This is a genomic window from Deinococcus hopiensis KR-140, assembly GCF_900176165.1.
GTDB classification, from domain to species: Bacteria; Deinococcota; Deinococci; order Deinococcales; family Deinococcaceae; genus Deinococcus; species Deinococcus hopiensis.
The window spans coordinates 708,958-724,926 of record NZ_FWWU01000009.1; the positions used below are offsets into that span (position 1 = coordinate 708,958).

12 protein-coding genes are annotated in these 15,969 nt (G+C 67.6%); 1 reads left to right on the forward strand and 11 read right to left on the reverse strand.

The genetic code is table 11. From position 1 onward, the window contains the following. Positions 1-8 precede the first annotated feature (8 nt). From B9A95_RS16985 to ruvX, 10 genes are all read right to left on the reverse strand, one after another. On the reverse strand, positions 9-869 hold the full coding sequence (locus B9A95_RS16985; RefSeq protein ID WP_084048381.1) for an alpha/beta fold hydrolase: 861 nt from the start codon (positions 867-869) through the stop codon (positions 9-11). Continuing rightward, positions 866-2,542, reverse strand: a complete 1,677-nt coding sequence (locus B9A95_RS16990) for an adenine deaminase (RefSeq protein WP_084048382.1) — start codon at positions 2,540-2,542, stop codon at positions 866-868. Before B9A95_RS16990 ends, B9A95_RS16985 begins: the two co-directional genes overlap by 4 nt. An 80-nt stretch (positions 2,543-2,622) precedes the next feature. After that, positions 2,623-3,696: a M36 family metallopeptidase gene (locus B9A95_RS16995; RefSeq protein ID WP_084048383.1), complete on the reverse strand. Its 1,074-nt coding sequence runs from the start codon at positions 3,694-3,696 to the stop codon at positions 2,623-2,625. A gap of 161 nt (positions 3,697-3,857) precedes the next feature. Continuing rightward, positions 3,858-4,649, reverse strand: coding sequence for a hypothetical protein (locus tag B9A95_RS17000; protein WP_084048384.1), 792 nt, complete (start codon positions 4,647-4,649; stop codon positions 3,858-3,860). 416 nt (positions 4,650-5,065) lie between these two features. Next, positions 5,066-5,302, reverse strand: a complete 237-nt coding sequence (locus B9A95_RS17005; RefSeq protein ID WP_139806840.1) for a hypothetical protein — start codon at positions 5,300-5,302, stop codon at positions 5,066-5,068. A 188-nt stretch (positions 5,303-5,490) separates the two neighbouring features. Continuing rightward, positions 5,491-6,579: a peptidase C39 family protein gene (locus tag B9A95_RS17010; protein ID WP_084048386.1), complete on the reverse strand. Its 1,089-nt coding sequence runs from the start codon at positions 6,577-6,579 to the stop codon at positions 5,491-5,493. A 55-nt stretch (positions 6,580-6,634) separates the two neighbouring features. Next, entirely contained in the window at positions 6,635-7,645 is a 1,011-nt protein-coding gene (locus B9A95_RS17015; protein ID WP_084048387.1) for an alpha/beta hydrolase, read from the reverse strand. Between the two features lie 40 nt (positions 7,646-7,685). After that, positions 7,686-9,359 (reverse strand): long-chain fatty acid--CoA ligase, encoded by a 1,674-nt coding sequence (locus tag B9A95_RS17020; RefSeq protein WP_084048388.1) that lies wholly within the window; start codon positions 9,357-9,359, stop codon positions 7,686-7,688. A gap of 175 nt (positions 9,360-9,534) precedes the next feature. Continuing rightward, a complete protein-coding gene (locus B9A95_RS33850) occupies positions 9,535-12,654 on the reverse strand; it encodes a hypothetical protein (RefSeq protein ID WP_170928682.1) in 3,120 nt (1,039 codons plus the stop codon). Between the two features lie 433 nt (positions 12,655-13,087). After that, complete coding sequence (ruvX, locus tag B9A95_RS17030) at positions 13,088-13,492, reverse strand: Holliday junction resolvase RuvX (RefSeq protein WP_084048390.1); 405 nt, start codon at positions 13,490-13,492, stop codon at positions 13,088-13,090. Positions 13,493-13,545: 53 nt separating this feature from the next. On the opposite strand from ruvX, the gene B9A95_RS17035 reads away from it, so the two are divergent. Continuing rightward, the gene (locus tag B9A95_RS17035; protein WP_084048391.1) at positions 13,546-14,367 is read left to right on the forward strand and encodes an enoyl-CoA hydratase-related protein; all 822 of its coding nucleotides are present in this window, start codon (positions 13,546-13,548) and stop codon (positions 14,365-14,367) included. A gap of 14 nt (positions 14,368-14,381) precedes the next feature. Here the strand turns inward: B9A95_RS17035 and ilvA are convergent, their stop codons facing one another. Further along, positions 14,382-15,932: a threonine ammonia-lyase, biosynthetic gene (ilvA, locus tag B9A95_RS17040; protein ID WP_084048392.1), complete on the reverse strand. Its 1,551-nt coding sequence runs from the start codon at positions 15,930-15,932 to the stop codon at positions 14,382-14,384. Between the last annotated feature and the right edge of the window lie 37 nt (positions 15,933-15,969).

Here is a 15,969-nt window from a genome sequence, read left to right on the forward strand (position 1 = left end):
AGGCCCGCTCAGGAGGACAGGAACTCGCTTATAAGGTTGTTTACCCGTAGCGGCTCATCGCGCATGACCCAGTGGCTCGCCCGGGGAAAGCGCACCACCCGCACGTCCGGCACCCAGCGTTCCAGCCCGTCGGCGAGTTCGGGCAGCAGTGCCCCATCTTGGTCACCCCACAGCACCAGGGTGGGCACGCGGACCTGAAGGGCGGCGTCGCTCGCGCTCGCCGCACCTGCCGAGCGGCCCAGCGCCCGGTAATAGCTGATCATCGCGGTGGCCGCGCCCGGCTGGTCCCACGCCTGCCGGTACAGCTCGCGGTCTTGCGGGGTGTAGGCGTCCGGCTGGCTCCCCCGCAGCGCCCACTCTCCGAAGCGGTGCAAGAAGCGCTCTGGCAGCCACGGCAGTTGAAAGAAGAAGATGTACCACGAACGCCGCCACTGGGCGGGCTTGCGAAACCCTTCCCGGCTGGCTCCCGGATGCGGCGCGTTCAGGATTGCGAGTCTGTCCACCACCTCCGGCTGCCGAATTGCCAGTGCCCACGCGATGATGCCGCCCCAGTCGTGCCCCACCACATTCGCCCGTTCGTACCCCAGGGCCTGGATCAGCCCGGAGACGTCTCGCTGCAACGTGTCTATCCGGTAGGCCCCCACGCCCGGCGGCTTCTCGCTGAGGTTGTAGCCCCGCAGGTCCGGCACAATCACGCGGAAGCCCGCCCGTGCCAGCGGCCCGATCTGCCGCTCCCAGGCCCGCCAGAACTCGGGAAAGCCGTGCAGCAATACGGTGGGTGGACCGTCCTCGGGTCCGGCGGCGACGTAGTGCAGCCGAATGCCGTTGGTGAGGATGTGGTGGTGCTTGAGGCCCTGGTCTGCGTTCATACCGTTTCCTCCCTGCCCAGCAGCTGCCAGGCCCGCACGTCCAGCAGGCCGTGGGGCGTGAGTTTGAGGGCCGGAATCACGCTCAGGCCCAGGAAGCTAAGGGTGGTGACCGGATAGGGCAGGGTGCAGCCGAGAGAACGGCAGGCCGCCGTGACCTCCGCGAGCCGCGCCGCAGCCTCACCCGGAGGCAGGTCACTCATCAGCCCGGCAAAGGGGAGGGGAAGGCTGGCGCGCACCTCGCCGCCCGACACCACGACGGCTCCGCCGCCCAGGGCTTCCAGCGCCCGGCCCGCTGCCCGAACGTCGGCGTCTGTGCCGCCCAGGACGGCGACGTGGTGGGCATCGTGCAGCACGCTGACCGCAAGCGCTCCCCCCGTCATGCCGGTACCCGAGGTCCAGCACGCCGAATGCTCGCCGCGTCCGTAGCGGTCCGCCACCACCAGGCGCGCATTGCCGCTGCCGAGTGGCCCGGCCGCCGTCGTGATCTGCTGCGGATGAACGGCGATCACGGGCCAGTGGGCGGGGACGTCGAAGCCCGCCGCGTCCCAGCCCGCGCCCAGGTTCACGCCGCCACCGGGCAGGGGAGGCGTCACCCCGCCTGCCCGCGCCTCCGTGCCGCCCACGAACGTCTCCAGTACCTCGAAGCCCTCCAGATCACGCAGCAGCACGAAGTCGGCGTGGTATCCGGGGGCCACCAGCCCCAGGGCATGCAGGCCCCAGTATTCGGCGGGGTTGCAGGTGACCAGGGCCAGCGCGTCCGCCGGGTGCAGGCCGCCCGCCACACAGACGCGCATCAGCCGGTCCAGATGCCCCAGCGAAAGCAGTTCGTCCACGCTCACATCGTCGCTGACCAGCATGGCGCGGCGCGGGCGTTCGCGCAGCACGGGCAGCAGCGCCTCCAGATTGCGCGCCGCCGAGCCCTCGCGCACCATCAGCCACAACCCGGCGCGCAGGCGTTCCCGGGCTTCCTCGGGTGTCGTGGCCTCGTGGTCTGAGTGCAGGCCCGCAGCGGCGTAGGCCTGCAGGTCCGCGCCTGTCACTCCCGCCGCGTGTCCGTCCATGCGGCCCCCCCGCCCAGCCTCCAGCACGTCCCAGACAGCCGCGTCTCCGCCCAGAACTCCCGGGTAGTTCATCATCTCGGCCAGGCCCAGCACGCCGGGCAGGCGCAGGGCCCGGGCGACGTCTTGCGCCTGCATCTGCGCGCCGCCGCGCTCAAAGGGACTGGCGGGCACGCAGGAAGGGACCGAGGCGTAAACGCGCAGCCCGGAAGACCGCCCGGCCTCCAGCATCCAGCGCAGGCCCTCGCTTCCCAGCACGTTGACCACCTCGTGCGGCTCGGCCACCACCGCTGTTGTGCCGCGCGGCAAGACCGCCGCCGCGAAGCGTGCGGGCGTGAGTAGGCTGGACTCGATATGGACGTGGGCGTCGATCAATCCCGGGGCGAGGAACGCGCCGCGCGCCTCCACCGTGCGCGCAGCCACGTGTTCTGTCCCCGTGCCCACCAGGGCGGCCACCCGTCCCCCAGACACGAGTACGTCGGCCCCAAAGACCTCGCGCGTTGCGGGCTGCACCACCTGCGCGCCCCGTATCCGCAGGTCCGCCGCCTCAAGCCCGCGCGCCACCCGCACCAGCCTCTGCCGCACCGTTTGCTCTGTCTCGCCCGCCTGGACCATGCAGCAGTGTAGTGCAGGTCAAAATGGAGCAAGGCAAACGGGGCGGAGAACCCGCTCCGCCCCGTTCACGTCCGCTCCAGTTACTTCAAGATGCCGCGTGCCACGAAGACCTGCCGCACCGTGCCTGCCGCCGAGGTGCCCAGCATGTTCCTCGCTGTGTCCACCGTGGCTTGCGCCGCCGCCGCGAAGGAGGTGTCCGGCGCGAAGCGGAACTGCGCGTTGATGATGACGCGGTCCGCGTTGCGCTCGCCCAGCGCCGTGCGGATGTTCAGCAGCGCCCCCGACCAGATTTCCCCGTCGGCGTGGACCTCGCCGCGCACGTCTTCCGGGTAGTGCTTGTCCGTATCCAGGCGGCGCAGGCAGTGGGGCGTGGTCGTCGTGTAGCTCACGCTGTCCCAGTCGGCCACGCAGGCGAGCGGGGTGCGAATCGCCACCCCCTCGCGCCGGGCCACCGCCTGGCCAACGATCACGGCGAGGTAATCCCCAAACGCTTCGCCGATGCTGCCCGCCTCCAGGCTGCTTCCGAAACCGGGCACCTGCGCCGCGTGAACCGCGTGGCCGTACTCGTGGACGATCACCTCGCCGTCCTCGGCGTCGTCCACCCCGCCCTTGCCCAGGCGGATCTCGTCTTGCTTGTCCGTCTGGAACGAGTTGTCCTGGCCCCACTGGCTGACCCGGATGGCCTGCTGGTGGCGGTTGACGGCCGGAAGCTCGTTGCCGAAGCCCAGCGACTGCAAATAGAGTTGCGCTTCCGTGATCCAGAAGTACGCCATCACCTGCTCAAACTGGTCCTGTGAGCGGTCGAAGTTGAAGGCGGTGCCGTAAGCGGGCGTGCCCGTTTCGCTGACCACCACCGCCCAGTCGCCGCGCAGGTAACCGCTGCCGTCCAGATTGCGCAGGGTCACACCTTTGTAGGCGCTCGTGGGCACGGCGCTGGCAGCGTCCTTGCCATCGCTCAGCGACTGCTCCCCTGTGCTCTGCACCGGATTGGGCACGAATACGCGGGCGGCAGCGGTACTGCTGCCGGTGGCGGGTTTGCCCGCGCTCTGCGCGCCGAGGGCCGGGGACTGCGACGCGGAGGCGGAGGGCTGCTCGCCGCAACCGGCGAGGAGCAGGGCAGACAGCAGGGCGGCCAGGCCCAGATTCTTGTTCATAAGTTTACCTCGTGACCCTCAGAATACTGCACCGAGGAGCGGCCGGACGATGATGCAGTTGTTCCCCCGAGCAGAGCGAGAAGGCAAAAGTGGCTGGGGGCAGAGGTGAGGCGTTTCCAGGCGCATTTCCCCGGAAGGGCGCAACTGGAGCCCCCAACCACTTACCGCTCGCCCGACTTGCGGAAGGTGGCGAGCAGCGGTCCACGTTCCGTTAGTGCCCGCGCGAAGGCCTGGGCGTCGTTGAGGGGCGGGGCCGTTTTGCCGGGCAGCGCCCGCTTGCCTCCCAGTGTGCCGCCGAAGCGCCGAGCGCGGAACATGCCCGGATGCTCCTCGAACACGGCGGTCACGCCTTCCGGCAGGGCTGCGAGGTGGGCGGCGAAAGCCTGCTCCTGCGCCAACTCGGCGTGGACCGCGCCCTCGCCCAGTTCCACGAGCAGCCGGTCGATCAGGGCGAAGACGCGGGCGGCGTAGGCGTCCACCTCCTCACGGCGGGGCAGGTAACCCCGGTGAATCACCCGGTTGCGGAAGTCCACGCCCAGCGCCTTTGGGGTCAGGAAGTCCGGCTCACGCCCCTCGCGCAGCAGGTAGGCGAGCGCCATCATGCCCATCTGGCGCTCGGACTGGCTGGACACGTGCCGCCAGGTGCCTTCCCAGGCCTTCAGCGCCGCCCCGAACCCGCCTTCCGTTCCCGCCTGCCGCTCCAGGGCGTAGGCCCGCACATAGAACTCGAAGAATCGCTCCAGTGAGGCAGCAAAGCTCGCCACCGCCTCCCGCGCGTAGCCGTCCATCAGCGCGCGGGTGCCCAGGTCAAACAGGACCTCGAACTTGTGCTTGCGGACAAACACGCAAAAGCGTGACCCACACTGGGAGCAGCTCAGGTCGTGGACGGCGCTGTCTGTGAATTCCACCCGCACTTCGCGGTGACAGGCCGGGCAGGCGGTGGGAAAGTCCATGAGGGGGAGTGTAGGCGGCGCTGAGAGCAACTGGAACGCGTTACTGCACCTTGCGTGCGCTGGACCTCCTGCCTGTAAGGCGTCTTCGGCGTGGAGATGACGCTTCCCCGGGGATTGCGCTCGGTCTGCAAGAAGAGGGTCATCTTCTTGCGGGCGCTGCCGTAGGCAAAGGGTGTCATGGCCGTGCCGGAAGCCGAACGGCTGGGGAATGACGTGGCGCTGCAAGGCGACGCAGGAGGCGCTGTTCCTGTTCACCGCGGTGAGCGTGCTTTTTCCTGCGTTTGAAGCCAATTCTTCAAAGGTAAAACCGCGCCGCTCGGAGAGCCAGAAGAACTGCTTTTCAAGGCGCTGGGCCACGTTTCGAACTGTGCAGCGGTTCTGCCCGTATATGTGTGGGGAGCACCCCCTGGCCCGAATCAGGAAGGTGTGCTGCGCGCCTCTGCCGCCAGAGGCGCCTGGGAGGAGGAGGAGGGGCGCCCGTCTGCTGCGCCCAGGCGCGCCCCACGGAGCGCGTGGCCGTCGTGTTGACCGCAAGAGCGGGCGGCGACGGCCGTGAAGATCAGCACCAGCGCGGCGCCCCCCATGTCTTCGCGCGTGTGTCCAAGTGCGGACTTCTTTTTGACCGGGCCCGGCGAGCGAACCTGAATGCGCATGGGGAGAATGGGAAGCCGTGAGGGGTGCCCTTCCACGCGCGGCGCCATTCGGACAAACGCTCCAGGAACGTAAAGGAAGGGCCTGATTCTCAAGAACACTGTAGGTGTCTGCCTTTACCCAGGAAACGGACCGGGTGGGGGCGGGGTGGCAAACCACCCCAGATGGGTGGTGGAGTGGCGGACAGTTCTCAGGGCAGCCGGGCCCCCTGCGGCGCGATCACGTAACTGAGGCCTCCACTGTGGGTTAGCCACTGCCGCTCGAAGGCCAGCCGGGTGTAGGTGCGGCGAACGGCCGCGTCGGTGGGAGCGGCGGGATCGTTGAGCACCGGGTTGCCCTCAGTATCGAAACCCACCAGCACCATCAGGTGTCCCTCGCTCACCGGCAGGGGCACGCCGGGCAACTCGCCTTTTTTCCAACCCAGGCTGACGGCCAGGGGAAAGCCCGCCGCCGTGTACCTCTCCGCTTCCGCCAGGCTGGGCAGCCGGGTGACAAATGCACGCAGCCCGAACGAGGCCGCGTACGCCGTATTGAACGGCCAGTTCCCCGTGCCCTCATAGGCGCGGTCGAAGGTCCCCTGGGCCGCCTGCGGAACCGTGACCTTCACGCCGTGGTGCGCCAGGATCATGGAGACGCTCGTGGGGCTGCACCACACCTCCCCGCCCCCCGGATAGAGCATTTGCGAACGCAGCGGCACATTCATCACCTTGCCCCAGTTCAGCGGATTCCCCGGCTGCCCCAGCCCGGCGGCCCGCGCCGCCCGTTCCGCCGTATTTAGGGCGAGCAGCCGCAGCTCCGTGCCCGCACCCCGAAGGGTCACGCGGTACTGGTATGTTTTCATTTTCTGGCCGAGCCTCAGCGTGTCGGTCAGCACCTGCCCCGAAGCGTCCCGCTGCCCGTTGAGGCTGGTCCGCCCCTCTCCACTGCGCCACGTCCCGAACGAGAACCAGCGGCTCCACCCGCCATGCTGACCCTCCCGGACCCGCACCTCCACGCCCACGCTGCCCGCTCCCGGCGTCACCGCGTTCCACGACGGCACCAGCTCGTCGAAGGCTGGCGCGGTCAAGGGCAAGCTGGTCAGCGTCCCTGCCGAGCGTTCCGGGCTCAACCGGAGCGTATCGCCCCGGAGTTCCACTCCCTGCCGCGCAGCTCCGGCCCAGTCTTCGGCACGTTCGTGAATCAGGGTGGACGAGTGGGGGTAGGTCATCGTGAGGGCCTCCGCGCCTCCCTGCAGGGACGGCCCCAGCAGGGAAAGCGCCGTGAGCAGTGCAGCGCGCATGGGTGTGACTATGCCGCGTGACCGCCGCAGGCGGGTGAGACGGGCGGCGGGTGCGTCACTGACCCTGCATGTACAGAAAAGCTTCCGGCAGCGCTTCCCGCCACGTGACCCAGTTGTGGCCGCTGGCATATTCGCGGTACTGGTGGGCCACGCCCAGATTGGCCAGGGAGGCGGCCATCCGGCGGTTGGGGGCGGTCAGCCATTCGAGGACTCCCGTGTCCAGGCTGACGCGCAGGTGCCGGGGTGGGGCCACCTCCAGCTGCTCCCGCAGCCACTCGCCCGCCGTGGTCGTGTCGATGGTGCCCTCCGCGTCCACCGCGCCAGGCCGGGCGATGAAGGCTCCGCTGTGGCTTACCACCCGCTGAAACAGCTCAGGGTGCCGGCTCCCGAGGTACAGCGAGATCAGGCCGCCCAGCGACGCGCCCCACAGGCCCCGTTCGCTCACGGCCGCGTGTTCGCCCTCGACGCGCGGAAAGACTTCCCGCTGCAGGAAGTCCAGGTAACGGCCATTGAGGTAGTATTCGTGGCTGCGGTCCCCCGGTTCCACGAAGACGAGCACCGCGCCAGATGCGAGCCCAGCCTCCACCGCCCGGTCCATGACCTCGCCAAGTTTGCCCGTCCGGTAAAAGGCCACGCCGTCTTGCACGTAATACACCGGGGTGGGCCGCGTTACGTCGTGCCCGTGCGGGGTATATACGACCGCGCGGCGGGTGCCCGGAAAAACCGTGCCTTCCCACGTCAGGCGGTGTGCGGCGCCTTTACGCGTGGCATCGGGCTGCGTCCAGAGGCCATGGTGGGCGTAGCGGCCCACCTCCACCGCGCGGGGATAGGGCCACCAGGGGTTGAGGGACTTTTGCGCGTTGTCGGGATCGGCGAAGGCCGTGCCCGAGGCGTCCAGCCATGCGTACTCCACCCAGGCCCCCCGCGGCAGGGTCAGGGTCAGCGGCTGACCGGGCTGTACCGGCAGGGGCGGACGCTTGCGCCAGTCGGTAAAGTCCCCCACAAGCGCTGCCGCGCCAGGTGGAGGAGAGAAGGTGACCTGCTGTCCCTGAACCGTAACGGCCATGCCGCGAATTCTACGGGGAACGCAGGCCAGGCGGGGGACTTCAGCCCTGCTGTCCCGCCCCCTTCAAATAGCCGCGGTACTGCTCGCGCAACTCGCGTTTCAGAAATTTGCCGGTCGCACCGATGGGCAGGCCTTCCGCCAACACCGTCGCGTCAGGCAGCCACCAGCGGGCGAACTTGGGCGTCAGAAAGGCGACGATCTCCTCATGGGTGACCTGCTGCCCGGGGCGGGGCACCACCACGGCGAGGGGCCGCTCGTCCCACTTGGGGTCGTCCATGGCGATCACCGCGCACTGGGCCACAGCGGGATGCGCCATGATCGCGTTTTCCAGATCCACCGAGCTGATCCACTCCCCGCCCGACTTGATCAGGTCCTTGGCCCGGTCCTGGATGTGCATAAAGCCTTGCGCGTCCAGCGTGGCGATGTCGCCGGTGTCGAACCACAACTCGCCGTCCAGGGTCAGGAAGTTTCCCGCACCCTCGCCCTGAAAGTAACTGTCGGCGATCCAGGGCCCGCGAATGATGAGGCGGCCCATGGTGTGGCCGTCATGCGGTAAAGGCTCGCCTTGCTCGGACAGCAGGCCGAGCTGTACGAGGGGCACGGGCCGGCCCTGCTTGGCGCGTAGCCCATAGCCCTCGTCGCTCGCCTCGTCTACCCCGGGTGGGACCAGGCTGGCCGTGCCCAGGGGGTGGGTTTCCGTCATGCCCCAGGCGTGGGCCAGTTTCAGGCCGTGCCGTTCCTGAAATGCGCGGATCAGGCTTTCTGGCGCGGCGCTGCCACCGACAATCAGGCGCTCCAGACCCTGCAGGCCATAGGGGTGCCCCTCGCCCTTCGCGCGGTCGAGTTCAGCGAGCAGGCCCATCCAGATCGTGGGCACTCCAGCCGTGATGGTCACGCCCTCGTCCTGCATCAGTTGCGCCAGCGTCGGTCCGTCGCTGAACATCCCGGCGTACACCTGCTTCGCCCCGTACATCGCGCAGGTGTACGGCAGCCCCCAGGCGTTGACGTGGAACATCGGCACGACGGGAAGCACCGCGTCGTGCTCGCCCACGTTCAGGGCGTCCTTGGGTGCGCTCGCCAGCGAATGGAGGACGGTGCTGCGGTGGGTGTACACCACACCCTTGGGGTTGCCGGTCGTGCCACTCGTGTAGCACATGCACGCCGCGTCCGTTTCCGCCAACTCTGGAACGTGGGTGAGAGGCTGCTGGGCGCTCACCCAGCTGTCGTAGTCCTGCGTGCCTGACAGGGGCTGGGGAGTGGGGCCCAATACAAACACGTGCTCGATGCCTGGACAGGCCGCGCGGATGGCGGGAAGCATCGGGGCAAAAACATTCTCGACCAGCAGTACGCGGTCCCCCGCGTGGTTCAGAATCCAGGCGACCTGATCGGCGTGGAGGCGAATGTTCACCGTGTGCAGTACGAAGCCTGCGCTGGGAATGCCCAGGTACGCTTCCAGGTGACGAAAGGAATTGACCGCCAGGGTGGCCACCCGGTCGCCGGGCTGAAGTCCCAGCGCCTGCAGGCCCCCACCGAGCCGCAGGGCCCGGTCGGCTACAGCTCCGTAAGAGGTGCTGTGCTTTATGGACGTGGCTTGGCCAGCTTCGTTTCGTGGCCCCGGCAGCAAACTGACCACTTCGCGGTCACGGTAGAGGGTGCGGGCCCGCTCGAGGATCATGGGGATGGTCAGGGGAACGTCCATCATGTTGCCTTGCATCGTCTGGCCTCCGGAAGAGATGGAAGAGGGGCCACCGGGGTGGTGGAATGGGATGGTCCCCCGGGTGTTGTTCGGTTGTGGTGCGGCCAGTGTACCGTCCCCTCCACAGACGTGCATGCCGAAACTGGAGACATCAAAAAAGGCCCCCCGGAGGGAGCCTTTTGAGTGGGAGGGCTTACTGGATGTTGAGGGTGAACGCGTCGCTGTAGAACACGTCCACGCCACTGCTCAGGCGGACGCGGAAGGTCCGGTACTTGGGCGCGGCGGGAACGCTGTAGCTCACGCGCAGGGTGCTGGTGCCCGCGGCAACATTGGCGGGGGTCCAGGTGGTCAGCGCGTCCAGATCGACGAAGTTCACGCCGTCGACCGAGCCCTGGAGGTGGTAGCCAGCGCCGGCGGCTTTGGCGATCAGGTCCTGCTTGCTGCCGAAGGCGAAGTCCAGGTTCACCACGTCGCCGGCGGCAAAGGTCGCAGCGAGCGTAGAGGCGGCCGTCGTGTTACGCACCGAGTAGGAGGACTCAAAGTCGGCGGTGTAGCTGTACATGCCGAAGGTATCGGTGACGATGCTGTAGATGCCGGAGACGCCGTGCTCCAGGTTCTTGTAGTTCGCCGTCATGCGGTAGAAGTTCGAGGAGGTCTGGGTAGGAACGATGTTCAGCAGGGGGGTGGCCGTATCGGCACCGCTCTGGAGGAAGGTCTCGTCCGTGATGCCGACCCACTGCAGCTGACGCTCGTTGGCGAGGCGCTGGCCCTGACGGCGGATCGAGGGATCGAGCGTCATGGCGGCGTAGTTGATGGTGGCGTTCGTCGTGCCGTCGGGGAACTGGCCGGTCAGGTAGGCGACGATCTGGTCCCAGCTGGTGTTGCTGATCTTGCGGTAGAAGTTGACTTCATCAATCTGCGACCCGCTGCCCGCACGCGTGGTGGTGTTGGGGAGGGCGACATCGGCCGTGAACAGGCCCTGGGCACTGCCAGTGAGGTCGATAAAGTTGTCGTCTCCGTTGAAGCGGTGCAGAATCGCCTGGACGGGCTGCGTGTAGTTGGGGGTGGCCTCGTACTGATAGACGTCCCACTTGCCGAAGGTCGGGAGGTGCGCAGAGTTGACCTGGGCGGTGGGCTTGACCTGAACCGTCCGGGTACCGATGCTGGCGTTGCCGGCGCAGTCGACGGCCAGCTGCTGGAGGTGCACGTTACCCGTGGTGTCGTTGGGGGCCAGGGCGCGCCACAGGGCGTTGTTGCCCTTGGCGAACTCTACGGGTCCGCCGACGTAGCCGTTGGTCCGGGTGCGCGAGGGGTCGGTGAAGTCGTTCCACATCAGCACCGTGCGGGAGGGGTCGATGCCCGCACCCGTTTCGGTGAGCTGCGTGTTGGCGCGCACCTGCGTGCCGCTCGCAACGAGTTCGCCGGGCGCAGGGCTGACGAAGTTGACGGCGGGATCGGTGTTGTCGATGGTGACCTGCTGCAGGTCCTTGGGGTCGACCGTGTTGCCCAGCAGGTCGGCCACGCGGGCGTTGACCTGGTAGCGGCCGTCGGCGATCAGGTTGGAGTCGTACTCGCCGCCCACACCGTTGATGGTGCTGACGATCCCGTTGAGACCCACGACGCCGGTCAGGGGCACCGCGATGGCGTCCAGGCTGACGGAGTTGTTGACGCTGCTGCCTTCGCTGGCAGCGACGAAGCCCACGCCACCGTCCGAGGCGGTCTGGCTGAAAGCAAACCAGTCGCTGATGTACTGCTGGGGATCGCAGGAGGCGAAGGGCAGAGCGCTCGTGTCGCGCAGGCCAGCGCCCACGCGGGGAGCGACGTTGTCGAACGAGATCTTCTGGAAGTAGGTGCTGTCAACTTCGTTGCCGAGCTGGTCGGTGATCACGGCGTAGATGTAGTACGTCGCGCCTTCGGCTTCCTTCTCGGCGACGCTGTCGTAGCTCACTTGGTACTTGCCGTTGGCGCCGGCGTCTTCAGCCACGCGGGTCTTGGTGGCGTTGGCCTTGATCGCGGCGACGCGGTTCAGGGAGTTGGGGAGCGCCGGGATCTTGCTGTTGTTGGTAGCGGGAACGTAGTAGTACGTCACGCGGTCAATGCCGGAGGGCAGCGGGCCTTCGCGGTCGCGCAGGTCCGTGTTGCTCAGGTAGTTGATGACGGTGCCACGCGCGAAGTTCAGGTCCTTCACGCCGCGCAGGTCGGCAATGAAGCGGTCGTTGGTGCCACCGGCGCTGTCCAGCTCGGGGTCAGCGGGCTGGGGCGCGGTGTTGTCCACGATGAAGGGGAAGGACGAGGTCTGGACGGGCTGGCCCGCGAGGTAGGTGCGGGTCACGAGGTAGCGCACCAGGCCCTGATCACCGTTGAGCACGTTGCTGTCGAACTGCACGGCGTTCGCCTTGGGCGCGCCGTCGTACAGGTAGAAGCGGGCCGGGCCGTTGCTGGTGTTGGACACGAACAGCTCGACGCGGGTGGCGGTGCTGGGGCCGACATCGATGCCCACGGTGCCGCGCACGTAGTACACGGGGGTGATGCCCGTCGCGTCGATCTGCTGGGGGATGATGCGCCACGCGCCGTTGGCGAAGGCGGGGTCAGCGTAGTTGACCGAGCCGTTGTTCACGGCCGTGATCTGCTGGCCGGGGTTAAAGCCAGGCGTGATGTTCACGGTGCTGCCGCCGGTGGCGGGAACCGTCACAACGACGTTGCTGGACACAGTTTTGCCGTTGGAGTCCGTGCCGGAAACCGTGATGGTGGCCGGGCCAGCCGTCAGCGGGAGCACGCAGAAGCCGCCGGTGCTGCCCACGGTGGCGTTGACGGCCGCGCCGCCGTTCACCGAGCAGGTGATGTTGGTCAGCGCGCCCGTGGTGTTGAACTTCACCAGGGTGTTGCCCGCAGCGGGGGCGTCACCGTTGGCGGGGCTGGTGATGGCGATGGTGGCCCCCGTGTTGCCGGGGTTGGGGTTGGGGTTGGTGACAACCGCCGTGTAGGCGAAGGACAGCGTGGGGGTCAGGTTGGTGCTGCTGATGGTGGTGCTCTGCGCGCTGGGGGTGGTAAAGCCGGTCTGCGCGACGGGGCTCAGGGTCACGGTGCCCGTGTTGGACACGGGGAGCTTCTGGCCGTTGGTGAGGGTCTGGCGGGTGGTGGTGCCGTTCACCGTCACGTCGAACTGGGCGGACGAGACGCCGGACAGATTGACCGTCACGGAGCAGGTGTTCGCCGTGGCGCAAGCGTCAGCAGCAGGAGTGGAGCCGCCACCGCTACAGGCGGCGAGCGTCAGCACACCGGTCAGGGCCAGCAAAGCAAGGTTTCTATTCATACTTCCTCCGAGGGAACCGAATCCCCATCCGCCGCGCGTCTGCCCCAGGGGCGGGTCTGAGAGAGGGGAGTCAGGAGCCAGTTGCCGAGTTTCCTGTTCCTGCTTGACCCCATCTGTTCGCCCAGCACATAGGTTCCACGTTAAGCCAGGATGTGAATCCTTAGCCGAGTATATGGACCGCTCCGGGGGGTGTCAACAAACTTTGCGCGTCATAGACGGCAGGCCGCACTCATTAAGCGTCAGAAAGACGTCAGGTCCCAACCCCCTTTTTACCCTGTCAGAACCTACCGGCACGATTTGCTTTGCAGGCGCGGAAAAATTTGCGTTTTTCTCTTCTTCTCATCTTCCTGATGTGCAGGAGGACTTTTCAAGCCTAAAGGTCCTATGAATCCCCCCTCAGTTTCTCATGTGGTCACGCCCTGGTCTCCTGCGCTCATTCGGAGGGGCTGCCTGCGCGCAGCAGGTAGAGCTCCAGAATCTGCACGGCGGCGGCCTCGTCCTCGTCGGCTGTCCCGAGGGCCCGGGCCCGCCTGGTGGTAAAGCGCTCGTCCTGGTACAGCACGCGGTAGCCCTTCTGCTGGAGGGTCTGGCCAAAGGCACGTACCCGGTCGGCGCTGGGACTGTGCGCCCCGTCCGTCCGCAGGGGCAGGCCGAGGAGCAGCAGTTCGGCCCCCGTTTCCTCGACTTTCAGGCGCACGGCCTTGAGGTCCAGGGGCAGGCGCTTCCGGTCGACGCTGCCGCGTCCGAAAGCCAGCCGCCCGGCGTTGACGGCGAACCCGATGCGAGATTTGCTTACGTCCAGGGCGAGGATGGTGGGGAGGGCAGCCGCGTCGGTCATCGTCTCTGAGTGTAGGGGAGGGTGGGACCGGGCTCCCACGCTACGCTGCAGCTATGACTTCAGAACCCGTGATTCTCGTGGGAACCCACGCGGGCGTCCGCACCCTGACCCTCAACCGCCCGGACAAACTCAACGCCGCCAACGACGCCCTGCTGCTCACGCTGACCGACGAACTGCGGGCGGCAGAGGGCGAACCGGGCGTGCGTGTGGTGGTCATCACCGGCGCGGGGCGCGGCTTTTGTGCCGGGCAGGACCTGGCCGACGTGTCGGGCCGGGACATGACCTTCACCGAGCACCTGAACCACACCTATAACCCGCTGATCCGGACCCTTCGGGGGTTGGGCAAACCCGTAATCACCGCTGTCAACGGGGTGGCCGCTGGCGCGGGAGCCAGTTTGGCCCTGGCCGGGGACATCCGGCTGTGGACGCAGTCCGCACGGCTCATTGAGGTGTTTTCCAACATCGCCCTGGTGCCTGACTCGGGGAGCACGTGGTTTTTGCCGCGCCTGGTCGGGTATCACCGTGCCTTTGAGCTGATGGCGCTCGCCGAGCGGGTGGACGCCGAGCAGGGGCGGGCACTGGGCTTGTGCGAACACGTTTACCCCGACGAGACGTTCCGCGAGGACGTGCAGGCCTATGCCGAGCGCCTGGCCGCTCGCCCCGCCCACGCGCTGAAGCTCACCAAGCAGGCCCTGAACGCGGCCCTGACCGGCACGCTCGGGGAGGCCCTGGACCGTGAGGCCGAGCTGCAACAACTCGCTGGGGACCACTGGGAGCACGAGGAGGGTGTCACGGCCTTTAAAGTGAAGCGCGTCCCGCAGTTTATGAGGGAGCCGTCCGCTTCCGGCGATCAGCCGTCAGCGCGAGAAAGGTGATCAGCGGCGGAACACTACGTTAAAAACAACTGATACGCCGGGTTCCCGCTCATGTCGGTGGCCGGGTAGCCCAGGCGGGCGAGGAAATCCTGGAAGTCGGCCTCGTCCGCCTGCGGCACTTGCAGGCCGGCCAGGACACGGCCGTGGGCGCTGCCGTGGTTGCGGTAGTGAAAGAGGCTGATGTTCCAGCGCCCGTGCAGGTGGGTCAGGAATTCGAGCAGTGCGCCGGGACGCTCGGGAAAGGTAAAGGCGTAGACGCGCTCGCCCACAGCCTCGGGCGCGCGGCCCCCCACCATGTGCCGCACGTGGACCTTGGCGAGTTCGTCTCCCGTCAGGTCCGTTACGCGGTAGCCCCGCTCGGTCAGGGCCTGCACCAGTTCCGCCCGTTCGCCCCGACGTCCGAGCTGCACGCCCACGAAGATGTGGGCCTCGGCGCGGGGGGCGTAGCGGTAGTTGAACTCGGTGACGGCGCGCGGACCGATCACATCGATAAAGGCGCGGAAGGCCCCAGGGTGCTCGGGGATGGTGACGGCCAGGATGGCTTCGCGCTCCTCGCCGATCTCGGCGCGCTCGGCCACGTGGCGCAGGCGGTCGAAGTTCATGTTCGCGCCGCAGGTCAGGGCCACCAGCGTCTCGCCCGTGAGGGCACGTTCAGCGGCGTAGCGCTTGAGGCCCGCCACCGCCAGGGCCCCGGCCGGTTCCATCACTGCGCGGGTGTCGTCGAACACGTCCTTGATCGCCGCGCACACCTCGTCGGTGCCCACCCGCACCCAGTCGTCCACGTAGCGCCGCGTCAGGTCGAAGGTGTAGGCCCCCACCTGCTTGACGGCCACCCCGTCCACGAAGATGCCCACGGTATCCAGCCGCACCCGCTCGCCCGCCTGCAGGCTCTGGTACATCGCGTCGCTGTCGTCGGGCTCCACGCCCACGATCCGCACATCGGGCCGCAGCGCCTTGAGGACCCCGGCCACCCCGGCAATCAGTCCCCCGCCGCCCACCGGCACAAACACGGTGTAGGCCCCGGACGTGTCGAGCTGACGCAGCAGTTCCAGCGCCACCGTGCCCTGGCCGGCCAGCACGAGGGGATCGTCGTAAGGGTGGACAAAGGTCAGGCCGCGCTCACGTTGTATCCCGTAAGCGTGTGCCTCGGCGTCGCTGAAGGAGTCTCCGAACAGCACCACCTCGGCTCCCCGGCGGCGGCAGGCCTGCACCTTGATCTCGGGCGTGGTGGCGGGCATCACGATCACGGCCCGCATGCCGAGCTGCTCAGCGGCGAAGGCCACCCCCTGCGCGTGGTTGCCCGCCGACGCGCAAATCACGCCCCTGGCCGCCTCTTCGGCCGTCAGCTGCGCCATCTTGTTGTAGGCCCCGCGCAGCTTGAAGGAGAAGATGGGCTGCTGGTCTTCCCGCTTGAGCCACACGGCGTTGCCCGTGCGGGCGCTGAGACCGGGCGCAGCGCTGAGGGGGGTCTCCACGGCGGCCCCGTAGACCTTGCTGGTCAGGGCGAGGCGCAGCACGTCCCCTGCGTCCAGCGTTCCGGGCCTGTAGTCCTGTGTCTGGGTCATAAAGGGTTCCCCTCTGAACAAGAAAAAGCCCCCGCCA

Coding starts and splice junctions, on each gene's coding strand:
- B9A95_RS16985 (WP_084048381.1), bottom strand. CDS start 869: ATGAACGCAGACCAGGGCCTCAAGCACCACCACATCCTCACCAACGGC.
- B9A95_RS17015 (WP_084048387.1), bottom strand. CDS start 7,645: ATGGCCGTTACGGTTCAGGGACAGCAGGTCACCTTCTCTCCTCCACCT.
- B9A95_RS17035 (WP_084048391.1), top strand. CDS start 13,546: ATGACTTCAGAACCCGTGATTCTCGTGGGAACCCACGCGGGCGTCCGC.
- B9A95_RS16995 (WP_084048383.1), bottom strand. CDS start 3,696: ATGAACAAGAATCTGGGCCTGGCCGCCCTGCTGTCTGCCCTGCTCCTC.
- B9A95_RS17000 (WP_084048384.1), bottom strand. CDS start 4,649: ATGGACTTTCCCACCGCCTGCCCGGCCTGTCACCGCGAAGTGCGGGTG.
- B9A95_RS17020 (WP_084048388.1), bottom strand. CDS start 9,359: ATGCAAGGCAACATGATGGACGTTCCCCTGACCATCCCCATGATCCTC.
- B9A95_RS17005 (WP_139806840.1), bottom strand. CDS start 5,302: ATGCGCATTCAGGTTCGCTCGCCGGGCCCGGTCAAAAAGAAGTCCGCA.
- ilvA (WP_084048392.1), bottom strand. CDS start 15,932: ATGACCCAGACACAGGACTACAGGCCCGGAACGCTGGACGCAGGGGAC.
- B9A95_RS33850 (WP_170928682.1), bottom strand. CDS start 12,654: ATGAATAGAAACCTTGCTTTGCTGGCCCTGACCGGTGTGCTGACGCTC.
- ruvX (WP_084048390.1), bottom strand. CDS start 13,492: ATGACCGACGCGGCTGCCCTCCCCACCATCCTCGCCCTGGACGTAAGC.
- B9A95_RS17010 (WP_084048386.1), bottom strand. CDS start 6,579: ATGCGCGCTGCACTGCTCACGGCGCTTTCCCTGCTGGGGCCGTCCCTG.
- B9A95_RS16990 (WP_084048382.1), bottom strand. CDS start 2,542: ATGGTCCAGGCGGGCGAGACAGAGCAAACGGTGCGGCAGAGGCTGGTG.